The sequence below is a fragment of the Burkholderia sp. HI4860 genome, from assembly GCF_002223045.2.
Lineage (GTDB): Bacteria > Pseudomonadota > Gammaproteobacteria > Burkholderiales > Burkholderiaceae > Burkholderia.
This window is the reverse complement of sequence record NZ_NKFO02000003.1, coordinates 2,396,894-2,412,919: the sequence shown is the minus strand read 5'-3', so window position 1 is coordinate 2,412,919 and position 16,026 is coordinate 2,396,894. Positions and strand designations below refer to the sequence as shown.

General features: G+C 66.0%; 15 protein-coding genes. 3 read left to right on the top strand and 12 right to left on the bottom strand.

Features of this window, described 5'->3' with window-relative positions:
• Positions 1-73: 73 nt before the first annotated feature.
• The 5 genes from CFB34_RS26490 to CFB34_RS26470 all read right to left on the bottom strand — a co-directional run bounded on the left by CFB34_RS26490 (position 74) and on the right by CFB34_RS26470 (position 6,898).
• The gene (locus tag CFB34_RS26490) at positions 74-1,108 is read right to left on the bottom strand and encodes a TIM44-like domain-containing protein (RefSeq protein ID WP_089440996.1); all 1,035 of its coding nucleotides are present in this window, start codon (positions 1,106-1,108) and stop codon (positions 74-76) included.
• A gap of 41 nt (positions 1,109-1,149) precedes the next feature.
• Positions 1,150-1,881, bottom strand: coding sequence for a bifunctional demethylmenaquinone methyltransferase/2-methoxy-6-polyprenyl-1,4-benzoquinol methylase UbiE (gene ubiE, locus CFB34_RS26485; RefSeq protein WP_039360112.1), 732 nt, complete (start codon positions 1,879-1,881; stop codon positions 1,150-1,152).
• A gap of 52 nt (positions 1,882-1,933) precedes the next feature.
• Positions 1,934-2,347, bottom strand: a complete 414-nt coding sequence (locus tag CFB34_RS26480) for a DUF971 domain-containing protein (RefSeq protein WP_089426307.1) — start codon at positions 2,345-2,347, stop codon at positions 1,934-1,936.
• Entirely contained in the window at positions 2,344-2,787 is a 444-nt protein-coding gene (locus CFB34_RS26475) for an HIT family protein (RefSeq protein WP_059465769.1), read from the bottom strand. The genes CFB34_RS26480 and CFB34_RS26475 overlap by 4 nt, the downstream gene beginning before the upstream one ends.
• Before the next feature lie 85 nt (positions 2,788-2,872).
• Entirely contained in the window at positions 2,873-6,898 is a 4,026-nt protein-coding gene (locus tag CFB34_RS26470; RefSeq protein ID WP_089440997.1) for a DUF3683 domain-containing protein, read from the bottom strand.
• A 574-nt stretch (positions 6,899-7,472) separates the two neighbouring features.
• On the opposite strand from CFB34_RS26470, the gene ilvA reads away from it, so the two are divergent.
• Both ilvA and queF read left to right on the top strand, forming a co-directional pair.
• Positions 7,473-8,996 carry a threonine ammonia-lyase, biosynthetic gene (ilvA, locus tag CFB34_RS26465; protein WP_089440998.1) on the top strand — a complete coding sequence of 508 codons (1,524 nt, stop codon included), beginning with the start codon at positions 7,473-7,475 and terminating at the stop codon, positions 8,994-8,996.
• An 11-nt stretch (positions 8,997-9,007) separates the two neighbouring features.
• A complete protein-coding gene (gene queF, locus CFB34_RS26460; protein WP_089426312.1) occupies positions 9,008-9,832 on the top strand; it encodes an NADPH-dependent 7-cyano-7-deazaguanine reductase QueF in 825 nt (274 codons plus the stop codon).
• Positions 9,833-9,895: 63 nt separating this feature from the next.
• Here queF and CFB34_RS26455 read toward each other — a convergent pair whose 3' ends face one another.
• The 7 genes from CFB34_RS26455 to CFB34_RS26425 form a co-directional block, all read right to left on the bottom strand.
• Positions 9,896-10,333: a hypothetical protein gene (locus CFB34_RS26455; RefSeq protein WP_143060012.1), complete on the bottom strand. Its 438-nt coding sequence runs from the start codon at positions 10,331-10,333 to the stop codon at positions 9,896-9,898.
• 79 nt (positions 10,334-10,412) lie between these two features.
• On the bottom strand, positions 10,413-10,928 hold the full coding sequence (locus CFB34_RS26450) for a peptidoglycan recognition family protein (RefSeq protein WP_306427078.1): 516 nt from the start codon (positions 10,926-10,928) through the stop codon (positions 10,413-10,415).
• Between the two features lie 101 nt (positions 10,929-11,029).
• Positions 11,030-11,182 carry a hypothetical protein gene (locus tag CFB34_RS26445; RefSeq protein ID WP_242808705.1) on the bottom strand — a complete coding sequence of 51 codons (153 nt, stop codon included), beginning with the start codon at positions 11,180-11,182 and terminating at the stop codon, positions 11,030-11,032.
• Complete coding sequence (locus CFB34_RS26440) at positions 11,182-11,385, bottom strand: DUF1493 family protein (RefSeq protein WP_242808704.1); 204 nt, start codon at positions 11,383-11,385, stop codon at positions 11,182-11,184. The genes CFB34_RS26445 and CFB34_RS26440 overlap by 1 nt, the downstream gene beginning before the upstream one ends.
• A gap of 284 nt (positions 11,386-11,669) precedes the next feature.
• Positions 11,670-12,056, bottom strand: a complete 387-nt coding sequence (locus tag CFB34_RS26435) for a RidA family protein (protein ID WP_011353171.1) — start codon at positions 12,054-12,056, stop codon at positions 11,670-11,672.
• A 125-nt stretch (positions 12,057-12,181) separates the two neighbouring features.
• Positions 12,182-13,663 carry a D-aminoacylase gene (locus CFB34_RS26430; protein ID WP_089440999.1) on the bottom strand — a complete coding sequence of 494 codons (1,482 nt, stop codon included), beginning with the start codon at positions 13,661-13,663 and terminating at the stop codon, positions 12,182-12,184.
• 2 nt (positions 13,664-13,665) lie between these two features.
• Positions 13,666-14,604, bottom strand: coding sequence for a MurR/RpiR family transcriptional regulator (locus tag CFB34_RS26425; protein ID WP_089441000.1), 939 nt, complete (start codon positions 14,602-14,604; stop codon positions 13,666-13,668).
• Positions 14,605-14,736: 132 nt separating this feature from the next.
• On the opposite strand from CFB34_RS26425, the gene CFB34_RS26420 reads away from it, so the two are divergent.
• On the top strand, positions 14,737-16,017 hold the full coding sequence (locus CFB34_RS26420) for an amino acid deaminase (RefSeq protein WP_089441001.1): 1,281 nt from the start codon (positions 14,737-14,739) through the stop codon (positions 16,015-16,017).
• The last annotated feature ends 9 nt before the right edge of the window (positions 16,018-16,026 follow it).

Here is a 16,026-nt window from a genome sequence, read left to right as displayed (position 1 = left end):
ACACCCGGGCGGCAAGCGGTCGCAGTGCGGCGGCCGTCGCCCGGGTGCCGGCGGCGCGGGCCGCCGGTCACGCTCAGTGCGTGTTGATCTGCTGGATGCCCGCGAGCAGCCAGCCCTGACTGCCCGACTTCGACAGGTTCCACACCTCGTCGAACGGCGCGGCCGACGCGTTCGCCGATTCGCGGATCAGGCCGTGGAAGCGCACGCTCGCCGACTGCTCGATGCCGCGATCCTCGATCGCGACCAGTTCCGCGTCGAGCTGCACGACGTCGGTCTGGTTCGACTCGTTGCCGCGCGAATCGAGATCGATCTTGATCTCGGCGAACATTTCCGGCGTCGTGAACTCGCGGATGTCGGCCAGGTTGCCCTGGTCCCACGCGGCCTGCAGGCGCACGAAATAGACCTTCGAGCTGCGCAGGAACGCTTCGGTGTCGAAGCCGGCCGGCACCTGGAGCGGTGCGGCCGCAGCAGCCGCTGCCGCGCCGGCAGCCGCGGCGCCGCCGCCGAACACGCCTTGCGCTTCGTTCGCGTAGCTGCTGCCGCTACCCGCATAGTTGCTGCCGGTGCTGCCCTGCTGGAACGACGGGCTTTGCGAGTAGCCGCCCGACGACGACGCCGAGCCGCCAACCGAATACGCCGGCTCCTGCGGACGACGACGGTTCATGAACTTGCGGATCAGCCAGATGCCGACCGCCGCGAGCAGTGCGATCACGATGACGTTCGCCATCATGCTCGCGAATGCGCCGCCCAGGCCGAAGTGCGACAGCAGCGCCGCGATGCCGAGACCGGCCGCGAGGCCGGCGATCGGCCCGAGCCAGCGCGAGCGGTTAGGCTGCGCAGCCGGTGCGGGTGCGGCCGGATTCGCCCGCTGCGCCTGCGACGGCGCGGCCTGCTGCATCGGCTGCTGCGCGGGCGGCGTGGCCTGGCGCTGCGTGACGGTGGAGTTCTGGCGGCCGATGCTGCGCCCGCCGCCCATGCGCTTGGCTTCGGCGTCGAGCGATGCGAACGTGCCGGCCGTGAGCAGGCCGACCATCAGCAGCGTGCCGACCCGTCGAGCCCACGGCTTCGACGGCTTGCTACGGTTGAACAACGAACGCGATTCGAACATCAGCTTCTCCGAATGTAAGACAAATGTATGGGAAGAGCCCCTTAGTACTTGGCTCCCATGTGTAAAGCTACCACGCCACCTGACAAATTGTAATATTTGACGGCATCGAGGCCCGCTTGTTCCATCATCGTCTTCAGCGTGTCCTGATCGGGGTGCATCCGGATAGATTCAGCAAGATACCGATAACTTTCGGCATCTTTCGCGAACTTGTCGCCAAGCCACGGTAATACTTTGAAAGAATACAGATCGTACGCTTTTTTCAACGGATCCCAGACTTTCGAGAATTCCAGCACCATCACGCGGCCGCCGGGCTTCGTCACGCGACGCATCTCGGCCAGCGCGGCATCCTTGTGCGTCATGTTGCGCAGCCCGAACGCGACCGTGACCACATCGAAGTAGTTGTCCGGAAAGGGAATTTTCTCCGCGTCGCACAGCAGCGACGGCGTCACGATGCCCTTGTCGAGCAGCCGGTCGCGGCCGACGCGCAGCATCGATTCGTTGATGTCCGTGTGCCAGACCTCGCCCGTCGGCCCGGCCGCCTTCGCGAACGACCGGGTCAGGTCGCCGGTGCCGGCCGCGAGATCGAGCACCTTGAAGCCGGGGCGCACGTTCGCCTGCGCGATCGTGAACGCCTTCCACGCGCGGTGCATGCCCGCCGACATCAGGTCGTTCATCAGATCGTAGTTGCTCGCGACCGAATGGAACACACCCGCCACTTTCTTCGCTTTTTCGTTTTCCTCGACGCTTTCGAAGCCGAAGTGGGTTTTGCTCATCGCGTTGATCCTCAGTTAATGGCAAGACGGCGCCGAGCGGGCGCCGTCGAATTCAGTGGCAGTGGCCGTGCGACGCGTTCGCCGCCGGCATCGGGGCATCGCGCTCGACGCCCGCCGCCTTCAGTTTGTCGAAATAGTCGCGCCACAGCGCGTCCTGCTGCGTGGCCAGCTCGTACAGCAGGTCCCACGAGTAGATGCCGGTCGAATGGCCGTCGGAAAACGTCGGCTGCAGCGCGTAGTGGCCGACGCCCTCGAGCGCGGTGATCGTCACTTCGCGCTTGCCCGTCTGCAGCGTCTCCTGGCCGGGCCCGTGGCCGCGCACCTCGGCCGACGGCGAATACACGCGCATCAGCTCGAACGGAATCCGGAAACTGTCGCCGTTCGGGTACTGCAATTCGAGCACGCGTGATACCGCGTGCACGACGACGCCGGACGGAATCGGCGTCGTGGAAGTCAAACCGCTCATGGCTGCCTCGAATCGGTCATGCGTTGAATTTCCTCGCGCACCGCATTGTGCAGCAGCGAGGCCTGCGCTGCGCGCGAGCGCAGCAGCGCCTCGGACACGCTGCGCTGGCGCGGCGCCCATACGGGTTGCGGGAAGTGTGCGTCGTTGGAAAAGCGCGGGATCACGTGCCAGTGCACGTGCGGCACCATGTTGCCGAGGCTCGCGAGATTCACCTTGTTCGGCTGCATCACGCGGCGCACGGCCCGCTCGACCGCATAGACCACGCGCATCAGATGTGCCCGCTCCGGCTCGCCGAGATCGGAGAATTCGGCGACGTGCGCGCCCCAGATCACCCGGCAGAAGCCCGGATACTCGTGCTCGCCCGTCGCGAGGACGACACGCAACGCATCGTCCTGCCAGAGCACTTCGCCGCCGTCTTCACGGCAAAACACGCATTCCATCGTCGCTCCCATGTGGACGGGCGCCGGCATTGCCGCGCCGGCGCCCGCTCATCCCTAGCCCGGTCGGGCGGTCGTCATGCCCGCATTAGACCAGCACGCGCTCGATCCCGCCATTGTTCGCACGTGCGACATAATCGGCCATCCAGTTCTCGCCGAGCACCTGGCGCGCGATTTCGACCACGATGTAGTCGGCTTCGAGGTTCGCGTCCTCGCTGTAGCGCGACAGGCCCTGCAGGCACGACGGGCAGCTCGTCAGGATCTTCACGTCCGGGCCGTTCGCGGCCGCGGCGGCCGGCGCCGGCGCGTTGCCGGCCACGACCGGGATGCTGCGCAGCTTCGCGGCACCCTTGCGGATCTCCTCTTCCTTGCGGAAGCGGACCTGCGTCGACACGTCCGGGCGCGTGACCGCGAGCGTGCCCGATTCGCCGCAGCAGCGCTCGTTCTTCTCGATCTTGTAGCCGTCCTTTTCCGAGCCCATCAGCTCGTTGACGAGCTTCACCGGGTCCATCGTCTTGATCGGCGTGTGGCACGGGTCGTGATACATGTAGCGCGTGCCCGTCACGCCATCGAGCTTCATCCCCTTCTCGAGCAGGAACTCGTGGATGTCGATGATCCGGCAGCCCGGGAAGATCTTGTCGAATTCGTAGCCGGCGAGCTGGTCATAGCAGGTGCCGCACGACACGACCACCGTCTTGATGTCGAGGTAGTTCAGCGTGTTCGCGACCCGGTGGAACAGCACGCGGTTGTCGGTGACGATCTTCTCGGCCTTGTCGTACTGGCCCGAGCCGCGCTGCGGATAGCCGCAGCACAGGTAGCCCGGCGGCAACACCGTCTGCACGCCGGCTTCCCACAGCATCGCCTGCGTGGCCAGCCCGACCTGCGAGAACAGGCGCTCGGAGCCGCAGCCCGGGAAGTAGAACACCGCTTCCGAATCGACGGTGGTCGACTTCGGATTGCGGATGATCGGCACGATCTTGTTGTCCTCGATGTCGAGCAGCGCGCGCGCCGTCTTTTTCGGCAGGTTGCCCGGCATCTTCTTGTTGACGAAGTGGATCACCTGCTCGACCACGGGCGGCTTGCCGACCGTTGCCGGCGGGTGCTGCGTCTGCTTCGTCACGACCTTCTTCAGCATGTCGTTCGCGAAGCGCTGCACCTTGTAGCCGGCGCCCATCATCACGCTGCGCGCGACGTTGATCGTCTGCGGGTTGGTCGCGTTCAGGAAGAACATGCCCGCGGCATTGCCGGCGTTGAACTTCTTCTTGCCCATCTTGCGCAACAGGTTGCGCATGTTCATCGTGACGTCGCCGAAGTCGATCTTCACCGGGCACGGCGTCGCGCACTTGTGGCACACCGTGCAGTGGTCGGCCACGTCGTTGAACTCGTCCCAGTGCTTGATCGACACGCCGCGGCGCGTCTGTTCCTCGTACAGGAACGCCTCGACCAGCAGCGAGGTTGCAAGGATCTTGTTGCGCGGGCTGTACAGCAGGTTCGCGCGCGGCACGTGCGTCGCGCACACCGGCTTGCACTTGCCGCAGCGCAGGCAGTCCTTCACCGAATCGGCAATCGCGCCGATATCGGACTGCTTCATGATCAGCGACTCGTACCCCATCAGCCCGAAGCTCGGCGTGTACGCGTTGCGCAGATCGGCGCCTTCGAGCAGCTTGCCCTTGTTGAAGCGGCCGTTCGGGTCGACGCGCTGCTTGTACGCGCGGAATTCGGCGATCTCGTCGTCGGTCAGGAACTCGAGCTTCGTGATGCCGATGCCGTGCTCGCCGGAAATCACGCCGTCGAGCGAACGCGCGAGCGTCATGATGCGTGCGACCGCCGCGTGGGCGTCCTGCAGCATCTCGTAGTTGTCGGAGTTGACCGGCAGGTTGGTGTGGACGTTGCCGTCGCCCGCGTGCATGTGCAGCGCGACGAACACGCGGCCGCGCAGCACCTGCTTGTGGATCGCCTGCGCCTCGTCGAGGATCTGCTTGAACGCGCCGCCGTTGAAGATCGCGCGCAGTTCGGCGCGGATCTCCTGCTTCCACGAGATGCGAACCGTGCGGTCCTGCGTGACGTGGAACACGGTCGCGCCCGGCTGCTCGTCCGCGCGATCGGCGAACTTCTCGGCAAGCGCCTCGTAGCCGAGCTGCACGAGGTAGTGCTGCGCCTCGCGCAGCGGCTGGTCGAGCCGGTCGCGCACGAATTCCCAGCGGGCACGCACGCGCTTGAGCAGCTCCAGCGCCTGCTGGACCCGGTCTTCGAGCAGTTCGGCGCTCGGGATCTCGTTCGCGTCGTCGGTCTTGCCGAGCGGCAGGTTGCCGGCACGGAAAAACGCTTCCAGCGCGTCGACGAGCTGCAGCTTGTTCTTCAGCGACAGCTCGATGTTGATCCGCTCGATGCCGTCGGTGTACTCGCCCATCCGGTTCAGCGGGATCACGACGTCTTCGTTGATCTTGAACGCGTTCGTGTGCTTCGCGATCGCGGCCGTGCGGCTGCGGTCGAGCCAGAAGCGCTTGCGCGCCTCCGCGCTCACCGCGACGAAGCCTTCGCCGCTCTTGCCGTTCGCCATCCGGATCACTTCGGACGTGGCGTGCGCGACCGCATCGGCATCGTCGCCGACGATGTCGCCGATCAGCACCATCTTGGGGAAGGCATTGCGCTTGCTCTTGGTCGCGTAGCCGACCGCGCGCAGGTAGCGCTCGTCGAGGTGCTCGAGGCCCGCGAGGATCGCGCCGCCCTGCTTCGACGTTTCGAACAGGTAATCCTTGATCTCGACGATGCTCGGGATCGCCTCGCGCGCCTGGCCGAAGAATTCGAGGCAGACGGTGCGCGTGTGCGCGGGCATCTTGTGCAGCACCCAGCGCGCGGACGTGATGAGCCCGTCGCAGCCTTCCTTCTGCACGCCCGGCAGGCCGGCGAGGAACTTGTCGGTGACGTCCTTGCCGAGCCCTTCCTTGCGGAACCGGCGGCCTTCGATCTCGAGCATCTCGCTCTTCAGCAGCTTCTCGCCCGGCGCATACGCGCCGTCGAACCACTTCAGCTCGAAACGCGCGACCGCGATGTCGTGGATCTTGCCCTGGTTGTGCTCGTGGCGCGTGACTTCGAGCCAGTTGCCGTCCGGGTCGACCATCCGCCACCACGCCAGGTTGTCGAGCGCGGTGCCCCACAGCACGGCCTTCTTGCCGCCCGCGTTCATCGCGACGTTGCCGCCGATGCACGATGCGTCGAGCGAGGTCGGATCGACCGCGAACACGTAGCCGGCCGCTTCCGCCGCCTCGGTCACGCGGCGCGTGACGACGCCCGCGCCGGAGAAGATCGTCGGCACCTTATGCGCAACGCCCGGCAGTTCGGTCAGCTCGACCGCGCCGAGTTGCTCGAGCTTTTCGGTGTTGATGACGGCGGAGAACGGCGTGAGCGGCACCGCGCCGCCCGTGTAGCCGGTGCCGCCGCCACGCGGGATCACGGTCAGGCCGAGCTCGAAGCAGGCCTTGATGAGGCCGGCGATCTCGGCTTCGCTATCGGGGGTCAGCACGACGAACGGGTATTCGACACGCCAGTCGGTCGCGTCGGTCACGTGCGACACGCGCGACAGCCCGTCGAAACGGATGTTGTCCTTCTGCGTGCAGCGGCCGAGCGCCTTGGTCGCGCGGCGGCGCAGGTCGGCCATCTTCTCGAATTCGTCGGCGAACTCGTTGACCGCTCGCTGCGCGGCGGTTTCGAGCATCTCGACGCGCGACGCGCGCTCACGGCCCGCATCGTCGCGGTGCTCGGTGAGATCCGCGCTGCGGCGCTTGCCGATTTCGGTGAGACGGTGGTTCAGCGCCTCGATCAGCAGCGCGCGGCGCTTCGGGTTGTCGAGCAGGTCGTCCTGCAGGTACGGGTTGCGGCGCACGACCCAGATGTCGCCGAGCACTTCATACAGCATCCGTGCCGAGCGGCCCGTACGGCGCTCGGCACGCAATTCGTCGAGCACCGACCACGCCTCTTCGCCGAGCAGGCGGATCACGATCTCGCGATCCGAGAAGGACGTGTAGTTGTAGGGAATCTCGCGCAAGCGGGGCGCGGGGTCGGCGGCGACGGCGGCGGCCGCGCCATGCGGATCGAAAACTTGTGGTGCGTTCATGTTCGGACGACTCGGAGGGCCGATACACCGTGCACGGGCGTCGGCAAGCGCGTGGGCGCAATCTTGGGGAAATCTGTTCTGTTACCAGGCGCGCGGCTGTCCTTCATGGGGCCGGAGCGGGCGACTCGCCCCTCTTGGCCGGCGACAGGGCCTGGCGGCACTCGGAACGATCAGCACGATCGCGCGCGGCGCGCATGCCGTTCGGCCGCGGGGCTGGCTGCGCGCGGCGTCGGCTTCAACGGTGCGATCCGAGGGTGCCTCTGCATCTTCCGATCCTTGATTCAAAACGGAATTCTAACCCATGATCGAGCCACGCGTGACACGTCGGACAGGTCGTGGGGCTATCCCCGCGAGCCGCGCCAGGCCTGGCTCGGCGCGATTTCGCGCGATCATTCGCCGTCCGTCCGGTCGGTAACCGTGCGGTTAAGCCGGTAAAAAAGGCGGCGCGCGCTCGCCGACGCCCGCCCGCACGGCCCCGCGAGCCCCCGCTCGGCATGCCGCTTGCGTGCAGGCAGACCCTTGGCGCTATCATTGATCCTTTACCGTCTGCTTTCCGTACTGCACGCGAGCGCCCATGGCATCCCACGATTACCTGAAGAAAATCCTCACCGCGCGCGTCTACGACGTCGCGATCGAGACGGAACTCGAATCCGCCCGCAACCTGTCGGCCCGCCTGCGCAACGCCGTCTACCTGAAGCGCGAGGACAACCAGCCGGTGTTCTCGTTCAAGCTGCGCGGCGCGTACAACAAGATGGCGCACATTCCGGCGGAAGCGCTCGCGCGCGGCGTGATTACGGCGTCGGCCGGCAACCACGCGCAGGGTGTCGCGTTCTCTGCGGCCCGGATGGGCGTCAAGGCCGTGATCGTCGTGCCCGTCACGACGCCGCAGGTGAAGGTCGATGCGGTGCGTGCGCACGGCGGCCCGAGCGTCGAGGTGATCCAGGCCGGCGAGTCGTACAGCGACGCGTATGCACACGCGGTCAAGGTGCAGGAAGAGCGCGGCCTCACGTTCGTCCACCCGTTCGACGATCCGTACGTGATCGCCGGCCAGGGCACGATCGCGATGGAAATCCTGCGCCAGCACCAGGGCCCGATCCACGCGATCTTCGTGCCGATCGGCGGCGGCGGGCTCGCGTCCGGCGTCGCGGCCTACGTGAAGGCGGTGCGCCCGGAGATCAAGGTGATCGGCGTGCAGGCCGAGGATTCGTGCGCGATGGCGCAGTCGCTGGAAGCCGGCAAGCGTGTCGAGCTGAGCGAGGTCGGCCTGTTCGCGGACGGCACCGCCGTGAAGCTGGTCGGCGAGGAAACCTTCCGGCTCTGCAGCGAATACCTCGACGGCGTCGTGACGGTGAACACCGACGCACTGTGCGCGGCGATCAAGGACGTCTTCCAGGATACGCGCAGCGTGCTGGAGCCGTCCGGCGCGCTCGCGGTCGCGGGCGCGAAGCTCTACGCGGAACGCGAAGGCATCGAGAACCAGACGCTCGTCGCGGTCACGTCCGGCGCGAACATGAACTTCGACCGGATGCGCTTCGTCGCCGAGCGTGCGGAAGTGGGTGAAGCGCGCGAAGCCGTGTTCGCCGTCACGATCCCCGAGGAGCGCGGCAGCTTCAAGCGCTTCTGCTCGCTCGTCGGCGACCGCAACGTCACCGAGTTCAACTACCGGATCGCCGATGCGCAGGCCGCGCACATCTTCGTCGGCGTGCAGATCAAGCGCCGCGGCGAATCGGCCGAGATCGCCGCGAACTTCGAATCGCACGGCTTCAAGAGCGTCGACCTGACGCACGACGAGCTGTCGAAGGAACACATCCGCTACATGGTGGGCGGCCGTTCGCCGCTCGCGCTCGACGAGCGCCTGTTCCGCTTCGAATTCCCGGAGCGCCCGGGCGCGCTGATGAAGTTCCTGTCGTCGATGGCGCCGGACTGGAACATCAGCCTGTTCCACTACCGTAACCAGGGCGCGGACTACAGCTCGATCCTCGTCGGGCTGCAGGTGCCGCAGGCGGATCGCGCCGAATTCGAACGCTTCCTCGCGGCACTCGGCTATCCGTATGTCGAGGAGAGCGCCAACCCGGCTTACCGCCTCTTCCTGTCGTAAAGGCGTCACGCATGAATCCCGAACATTCCCCGCTCGGCAAGGCCACCGTCTACGCCGCCCAGTACGACGCGTCGCTGCTGTTCCCGATCCCGCGCGCCGGCGCGCGCGAGCAGCTCGGCATCACGTCGGCGCTGCCGTTCTTCGGCACCGACATCTGGAACGCCTACGAGCTGTCGTGGCTCAACGCGCGCGGCAAGCCGCAGATCGCGGTGGCGACGTTCTACGTGCCGGCCGAATCGCCGAACATCGTCGAATCGAAGTCGTTCAAGCTGTATCTCGGCTCGTTCGCGCAGACGAAATTCGATTCGATCGACGCAGTGCGCGACGTGCTGAAGCGCGACGTATCGGCCGCGTGCGGCGCGACCGTCTCCGTGCAGCTCGTGTCGCCGCACGATTTCGGCAAGCTCGAGATGGACGAGCTCGACGGGCTGTCGCTCGACCGGCTCGACCTCGACACCGACGTGTACGAACCCGATCCGTCGCTGCTGTCGGCCGCTGAAGACGAAGCGCCGGTCGAGGAAACGCTCGTGTCCGACCTGCTGCGCTCGAACTGCCCGGTCACCGGCCAGCCCGACTGGGGCAGCGTGCAGATCCACTACGTCGGGCCGCAGATCGATCACGCGGGCCTGCTGCGCTACATCATCTCGTTCCGCAATCACACGGGCTTTCACGAGCAGTGCGTCGAGCGGATCTTCCTCGACATCCTGCACGCGTGCAAACCGGTGAAGCTCGCGGTGTATGCGCGCTATACGCGCCGCGGCGGGCTCGACATCAACCCGTTCCGCACCAACTACAACCAGCCGATGCCGGATAACGCGCGTAATGCGCGGCAGTAAATGAGTGGGTTGGCGGACATTTTCGGTCCGCCAACACTGCCTGCTTGCGGAAGGCGCGCTTCTCTAATTCGGTGCGAATACGTCGGCCCGGCACTTCGGACAATACAGGTAGATTGTTCGACCATCGTGCATGGAAATGAAGCCTCGCCTTGCCTGGTCTATCCTCCATTTCGCCGCGCCACCACCCGCCAGACGCGCTTCGCCTTCGGCATAGCAACGCGCGGCGTCCAGGTCATGGCTGTACGCCCGTTCTGTTACGCGGTCCGCACGCTTGAAAAATGCGCTGACATCCGCATGCCGAAGAACGAACGTACGACACATATCCGCCGTTTCGTCCCCGCTGATGTCAGCCGACCATGCACCGTTCCTGACGATTTCGACTGACTCCGGCACAACAGCGGGTACCGCGCCGCCAGGCGATACCCTATTGGACAGCGTGCCCGCAGCCACACTGTGGCTGAGCGCGAGCGCGAACATCAAAACTGCGATCCGAATCACCATTGCACTCTCGCCGCCTCCGTCCGGTTCTTCCGCGATACTACCGGGTGACGAAAAACCTCTGTCACCGGAACACGTAGCGTTAGGAAAGGGCGTGGACGAGCCATCGCAACGAATCGTTCTGAGCTTCCGGCGCCGCGACGTAGGTTCGTCGATCAGGGTTGGGCTCATTGAGTGGCAGAGCTTCACCGACCAATTCCACGCCAATGCTGTCCGTATTGGAAGGGTAACGGTCCGGGACCACCTTGCGCATCTCCCGCCGGTCTTCCCCACGCGGGTCAAAACGGCGAAGTTGCTCCAGTTCGACGGGTGTGCAACGCATTTCGGCAACACAGCGCGCCTTGATCCGACCAACATGCCAAGTCATCTTCTTCAAAGATGCCGTCTGATAAATCGTTCCATCTTTTTCAATCAGAAAATGCGCGCCAGTGGCCGACGCATTCTGATAGCTGCTGAGCGCAGAAGCCGCAGTTGAACCACCTGTTTGATGGACGACAATCCCACTAATCCTCTGCATCGCACCGCGCTCAATTTGGATTTTTCTGGCCCGTACTACGCGCGGAGTCACAACCATCCCGCTGGAATCAATCGACAACATCCAATACTCTCCGGTTTGATTACGGTATATCGCCTTGAGCTTTCCGCCTATCGCTTACGTTCAGTTCTCCGGAAGTCATGCGCACCTGCTCACTCGACGCTTCACGATAGCTCGGTGAGTTGCCGCGCATCCCATTTCCGTTCAACCGCTGCGCGGTACAGCATCGCCAGCGTGATCGATTCCCGTTCGAGAGCGTGCGGTTTTCGGAGCACCCATCGACGGAACAACGAATAGAGGCCCCCTTCGCCCTCCATCAGGAAATACCAGTGAAAATCGAAGTCGCCGGCATCGACGGAAAACGCTCGAAAAAGCGACCCATGAAATCGTCTGCTTCGTCGCCGGTCTGGCCAAGATCCTCCCAAGGCCTCGTGGCGACGAACAATGGCGTCGATTTGCCAAGCCCTACCTCTGCTCCGACGAAGACCTCGATCTCATCCCAACGCACGTTTTCGATCAAAACACCTTGCCCTCTGGATTGAAAGGCGGTTGTAGCCGGCGAATCGCGCCATGCATCCGCGGCTTGCTGTCGCAGCCCGCTCAGCCAGGCGTGTCACGTTGAGGCCCGTCGGAAAAGCTTCGTCACACAATGCAAAGTTTCGGTGCCGCCCATACCTACTTCAACCGAGTTGTATTTGAACGCCCTCGCCCGCCCGCTCGCCCTCGCATCGACTGCCTCAAATGCAACAAGGCCGGTGCACGTCAATGCACCGGCCTTGTTGTACAGCTTCCGCCCTCGCCGCGTTACTTCGCCGGCGCCTTGTACGCGATGCAGTCGACCTCGACCTTGCAGTCGATGACCATGCTCGACTGCACGCACGCGCGTGCCGGCGGATGCTCGCCGAAGTACGAAATGAACACCTTGTTGAACGACGCGAAATCGCGCGCGTCGTCGAGCCACACGCCGCAGCGCACGACGTGCTCGAGGCCGTAGCCGGCTTCCTTCAGGATCGCGATCACGTTCTCGATCGTCTGCTTCGACTGCGTGACGATGCCGCCTTCGACGACCTCGCCATTCACCATCGGCGTCTGGCCCGACACGTACAGCCAGCCGTCGGCCTCGACCGCGCGTGCGAACGGCATCACCTGGCCGCCCGTGCCCTTCGCTTCGCCTACGCCATATCGCTTCATCGTTTCTCTCCTTGTTTGTCGGCCGGAGCCGGCGCTTCAGCGCCTGCTCCGGCCCCATGCAACGCACGGTTACGGATGCGCGCACCGACGACGGCGCGCGCGGCAGATCGGAACAACCACCGCGTTCAGAACGCGGCGTCGGCACTCGCCGGCACGCGCTCGCCGCGCGCGACGAAGCCGCCGGCGCGCTCGCCGGTCGGCTGGCCGTTTTCATAAGTGAGCACGCCGTTCACCCACACGGCGTCGATCCCGTGCGCGGGCTGTTGCGGCTTCTCGAACGTCGCGGCGTCGATCACGCTCGCCGGGTCGAACAGCACGAGATCCGCGTGGTAGCCCACGTGCACCTCACCGCGCCGCGCGAGCCCGTAGCGGCGCGCGGACAGCGACGTCATCTTGCGGATCGCTTCCTCGAGCGGCAGCAGGTTCGTGTCGCGCACGTAGTGGCCGAGCACGCGCGGGAACGCGCCCCACAGCCGCGGGTGCGGCAGCGGATCGTTCGGCAGGCCGTCGGAGCCGACCATCGTCGCGGGATGCGACAGGATCCGGCGCACGTCGTCCTCGGACATGTTGTGGTACACCGCGCCCGCCGGGCGGATGCGCTGCGCGGCTTCCTGCTCGGTCACGCCCCACTCGGCCGCGATCGCCTTCAGCAGCTTGCCCGCCACTTCCGGGTGCGGCTCCGACCACGTGATCGTGATGTCGATGTCGCCCGTCACCTGCTTCAGGTCGAGCGTCGACGAGCTGCGGCTGTACGGATAGCAGTCGCAGCCGACCGGCTGGTAGCGGCGCGCGCCTTCGAGCGACGCGAGCACCTCGGTGCTGCGCCCCCAGTTCGACGGGCCCGCGCACTTCAGGTGCGAGATCACGACCGGCACGCGTGCATGGCGGCCAACCTGGTACGCCTCCTCCATCGCATCGAGGATCGCGTCGAACTCGGTGCGCATGTGCGTGGTGTACAGCGCGCCCGCATTCGCGAGCGGCTCGGCGAGCGCCATCACCTCTTCGGCCGGCGCCGCGAACGCGGAACCATATGCGAGGCCCGACGACAGGCCGAGCGCGCCGTTCGCGAGCGCCTCCTCGAGCTGCGCGCGCATGCCGGCGATCTCGCCGTCGGTCGCCGCGCGGTCGAGGCGGTCCATCTGGTTGTTGCGCAGCGCCGTGTGGCCGACGAGCGCCGCGACGTTCACCGCCGGACGCGCGCCGTTCACGGCCGCGACGTAGTCGGCGAAGGTCGGGTACTGGAACGCGCCGCGCTCGCCGAGCAGGTTCATCGGATCGGGCGGATCGCCCGCGAGTGTCACCGGCGACGCGCTGATCCCGCAGTTGCCGACGATCACGGTCGTCACGCCCTGCGAGATCTTCGGGATCATCTCCGGTGCGCGGATCACGTGCGTGTCGTCATGCGTGTGCACGTCGACGAAGCCCGGCGCGAGCGCGCGGCCGTTCGCATCGACGACATTTTCGGCCAGCCAGTTCGACAGGTTGCCGATCGCCGCGATCAGGCCGTTGCGGATCGCGACGTCGCGCGTGACGGGCGGCGCGCCGGTACCGTCGTAAAGCTGCGCGCCGACGATCAGCGTATCGGCGGCTTCGGGATGCGAATGCATGGTCAGTCTCCTACCGGTTGACGGTCTCCGCCGCCGCGATGCGCATCGAGCGCGTGCTTGATGCGGCGCAGCGATTCTCGGCCCGCATCGCCGAGCCGCAACGCGACTCCGGTGACGAGCACGTCGATCGCCATCATCATCGCGTAACGCGATGTCGACGGCTTGTAAATGAAATCGGTTTCGAACGCGACGACCGGGATCAGGTGGTCGGCCAGCTTCGCGAGCGGCGACGCCGGCGCGGTGATCGCGATCAGCTTCGCGCCGTAGCGCTTCGCGAGCCGGCAGCTTTCGAGCAGCTCGGGCACACGCCCGCTCACCGACAGCGCGACGACGACGGTGTCGCGCGACAGCGTCGCGGCCACCATCCGCTGCAGCACGCTGTCCTGGTAGCTCGCGACCGGCCGGCCGAAGCGCACGAGCCGGAAGCGCAGCTCGTCGGCGAGCGCGGTCGAGCCGCCGCCCTGCCCGTACACGTAGGTCATCTTCGCGGCGGCGAGCAGGTCGGCGGCTGCGTCGAACGACGTGTTGCGCAGCAACTGATGGTTGTGCGCGAGCGCCACGCGAATTTCGTCGTAGACCATCGACGCGGGGCTCGCGTCGTCGGCCGGCACGTCGTCGGACGGCACCAGAAAGCGCTGGCCGACGGCCGCCGCCTGCGCGACGAGCACCTTCAGTTCGCGCACGTCGCGGCAACCGACCGCTTTCGCGAAACGCGTGACCGTCGCGACGCTGACCTCCGCGTCGCGTGCCAGCGCGCCGATGCTGGCATGCGCGGCGCGCGCCAGGTCGGCGAGGATGAACGCGGCGACCTTGCGCTCGGCTTCGCGCAGCTCGGGCGCACATTCGGCGATCCGCGCGACGATGTCGAGCACCGGCGGAGCGGCCGGCGCCGGATGAAGCTCGGCTGCGAGCGGGGCGGACGGGGTGGCGGGCGTATTCATCTGCAAAAAGGGGCGAAGCTCGAGGGCGCGAAGCTCGATGTTACTAAATAACATCACCGCGCCGATGCTACTTTCTGTACCATCGTCGTGTCAACTTCAGTGCAATGCATAGTGATGATGGAGCGGGATGACATGAAAGTTACAAACTATCAGGAAGCGACGATCGATCCGTTCGGCAAGGGCCTCGGCAATCTGCCCAGCGCGAGCGTGCCGCTCGGCGACGCAGGCCGCCTCGAGTGGAACCTGCTGGCGGAAGACGTCAGCCTCCCGGCCGCCGTGCTTTACGAGGACCGCATCGAACACAACCTGAACTGGATGCAGGCCTTCGTCCAGAAGTACGGCGTCAAGTTCGCGCCGCACGGCAAGACGACGATGGCGCCGCAACTGTTCCGCCGCCAGCTGGACGCCGGCGCGTGGGGCATCACGCTCGCGACCGCGCACCAGACGCAGGCCGCGTATCACGGCGGCGTGCGCCGCGTGCTGCTCGCGAACCAGCTGGTCGGCCGCCAGAACATGACGATCATCGCCGGGCTACTGTCCGATCCGGATTTCGAATTCTTCTGTCTCGTCGATTCGGCCGAGAGCGTCGACCAGCTCGGCCGCTTCTTCGGTGCGCTGAAGAAGCCGCTGAACGTGCTGCTCGAGCTCGGCGTGCCGGGCGGCCGCGCGGGCGTGCGCGATGCCGCGCAACGCGAGGCCGTGCTCGCCGCGATCGCGCGCTATCCGGACACGCTGAAGCTGGCCGGTATCGAACTCTACGAAGGCGTGCTGAAGGAGGAAGGCGAGATCCGCACGTTCCTGCAGGAAGCGGTCGCGCTCACGCGCGAGCTGGCCGAAGCCGGCCGCTTCGCGCGCACGCCGGCGATCCTGTCCGGCGCCGGTTCGGCGTGGTACGACGTGGTCGCGGAGGAATTCGCGAAGGCGTCGAACGCCGGCTTCGCGGAGGTCGTGCTGCGTCCGGGCTGCTACCTGACGCACGATGTCGGCATCTACAAGAAGGCGCAGACCGACGTGTTCGCGCGCAACCCGATCGCACGCACGATGGGCGAAGGGCTGCAGCCCGCGCTGCAGCTGTGGGCCTACGTGCAATCGGTGCCGGAGGCGGATCGCGCGATCGTCGCGCTCGGCAAGCGCGATGCGGCGTTCGACGCGGGGCTGCCGGAGCCGGCGCGCCACTTCCGCCCGGGCCGCGACACCGCGCCGCGCGACGTCGCCGCCACCGAAGGCTGGGCCGTGACCGGAATGATGGACCAGCACGCGTACCTGCAGATCCCGCCGGGCGCGGACGTGAAAGTGGGCGACATGGTCGCGTTCGACATCTCGCACCCGTGCCTGACGTTCGACAAGTGGCGCCAGGTGCTCGTGCTCGATCCGCAGTTCGGCGTGACGGAAGTCGTCGAAACCTTCTTCTGACGCCCATCG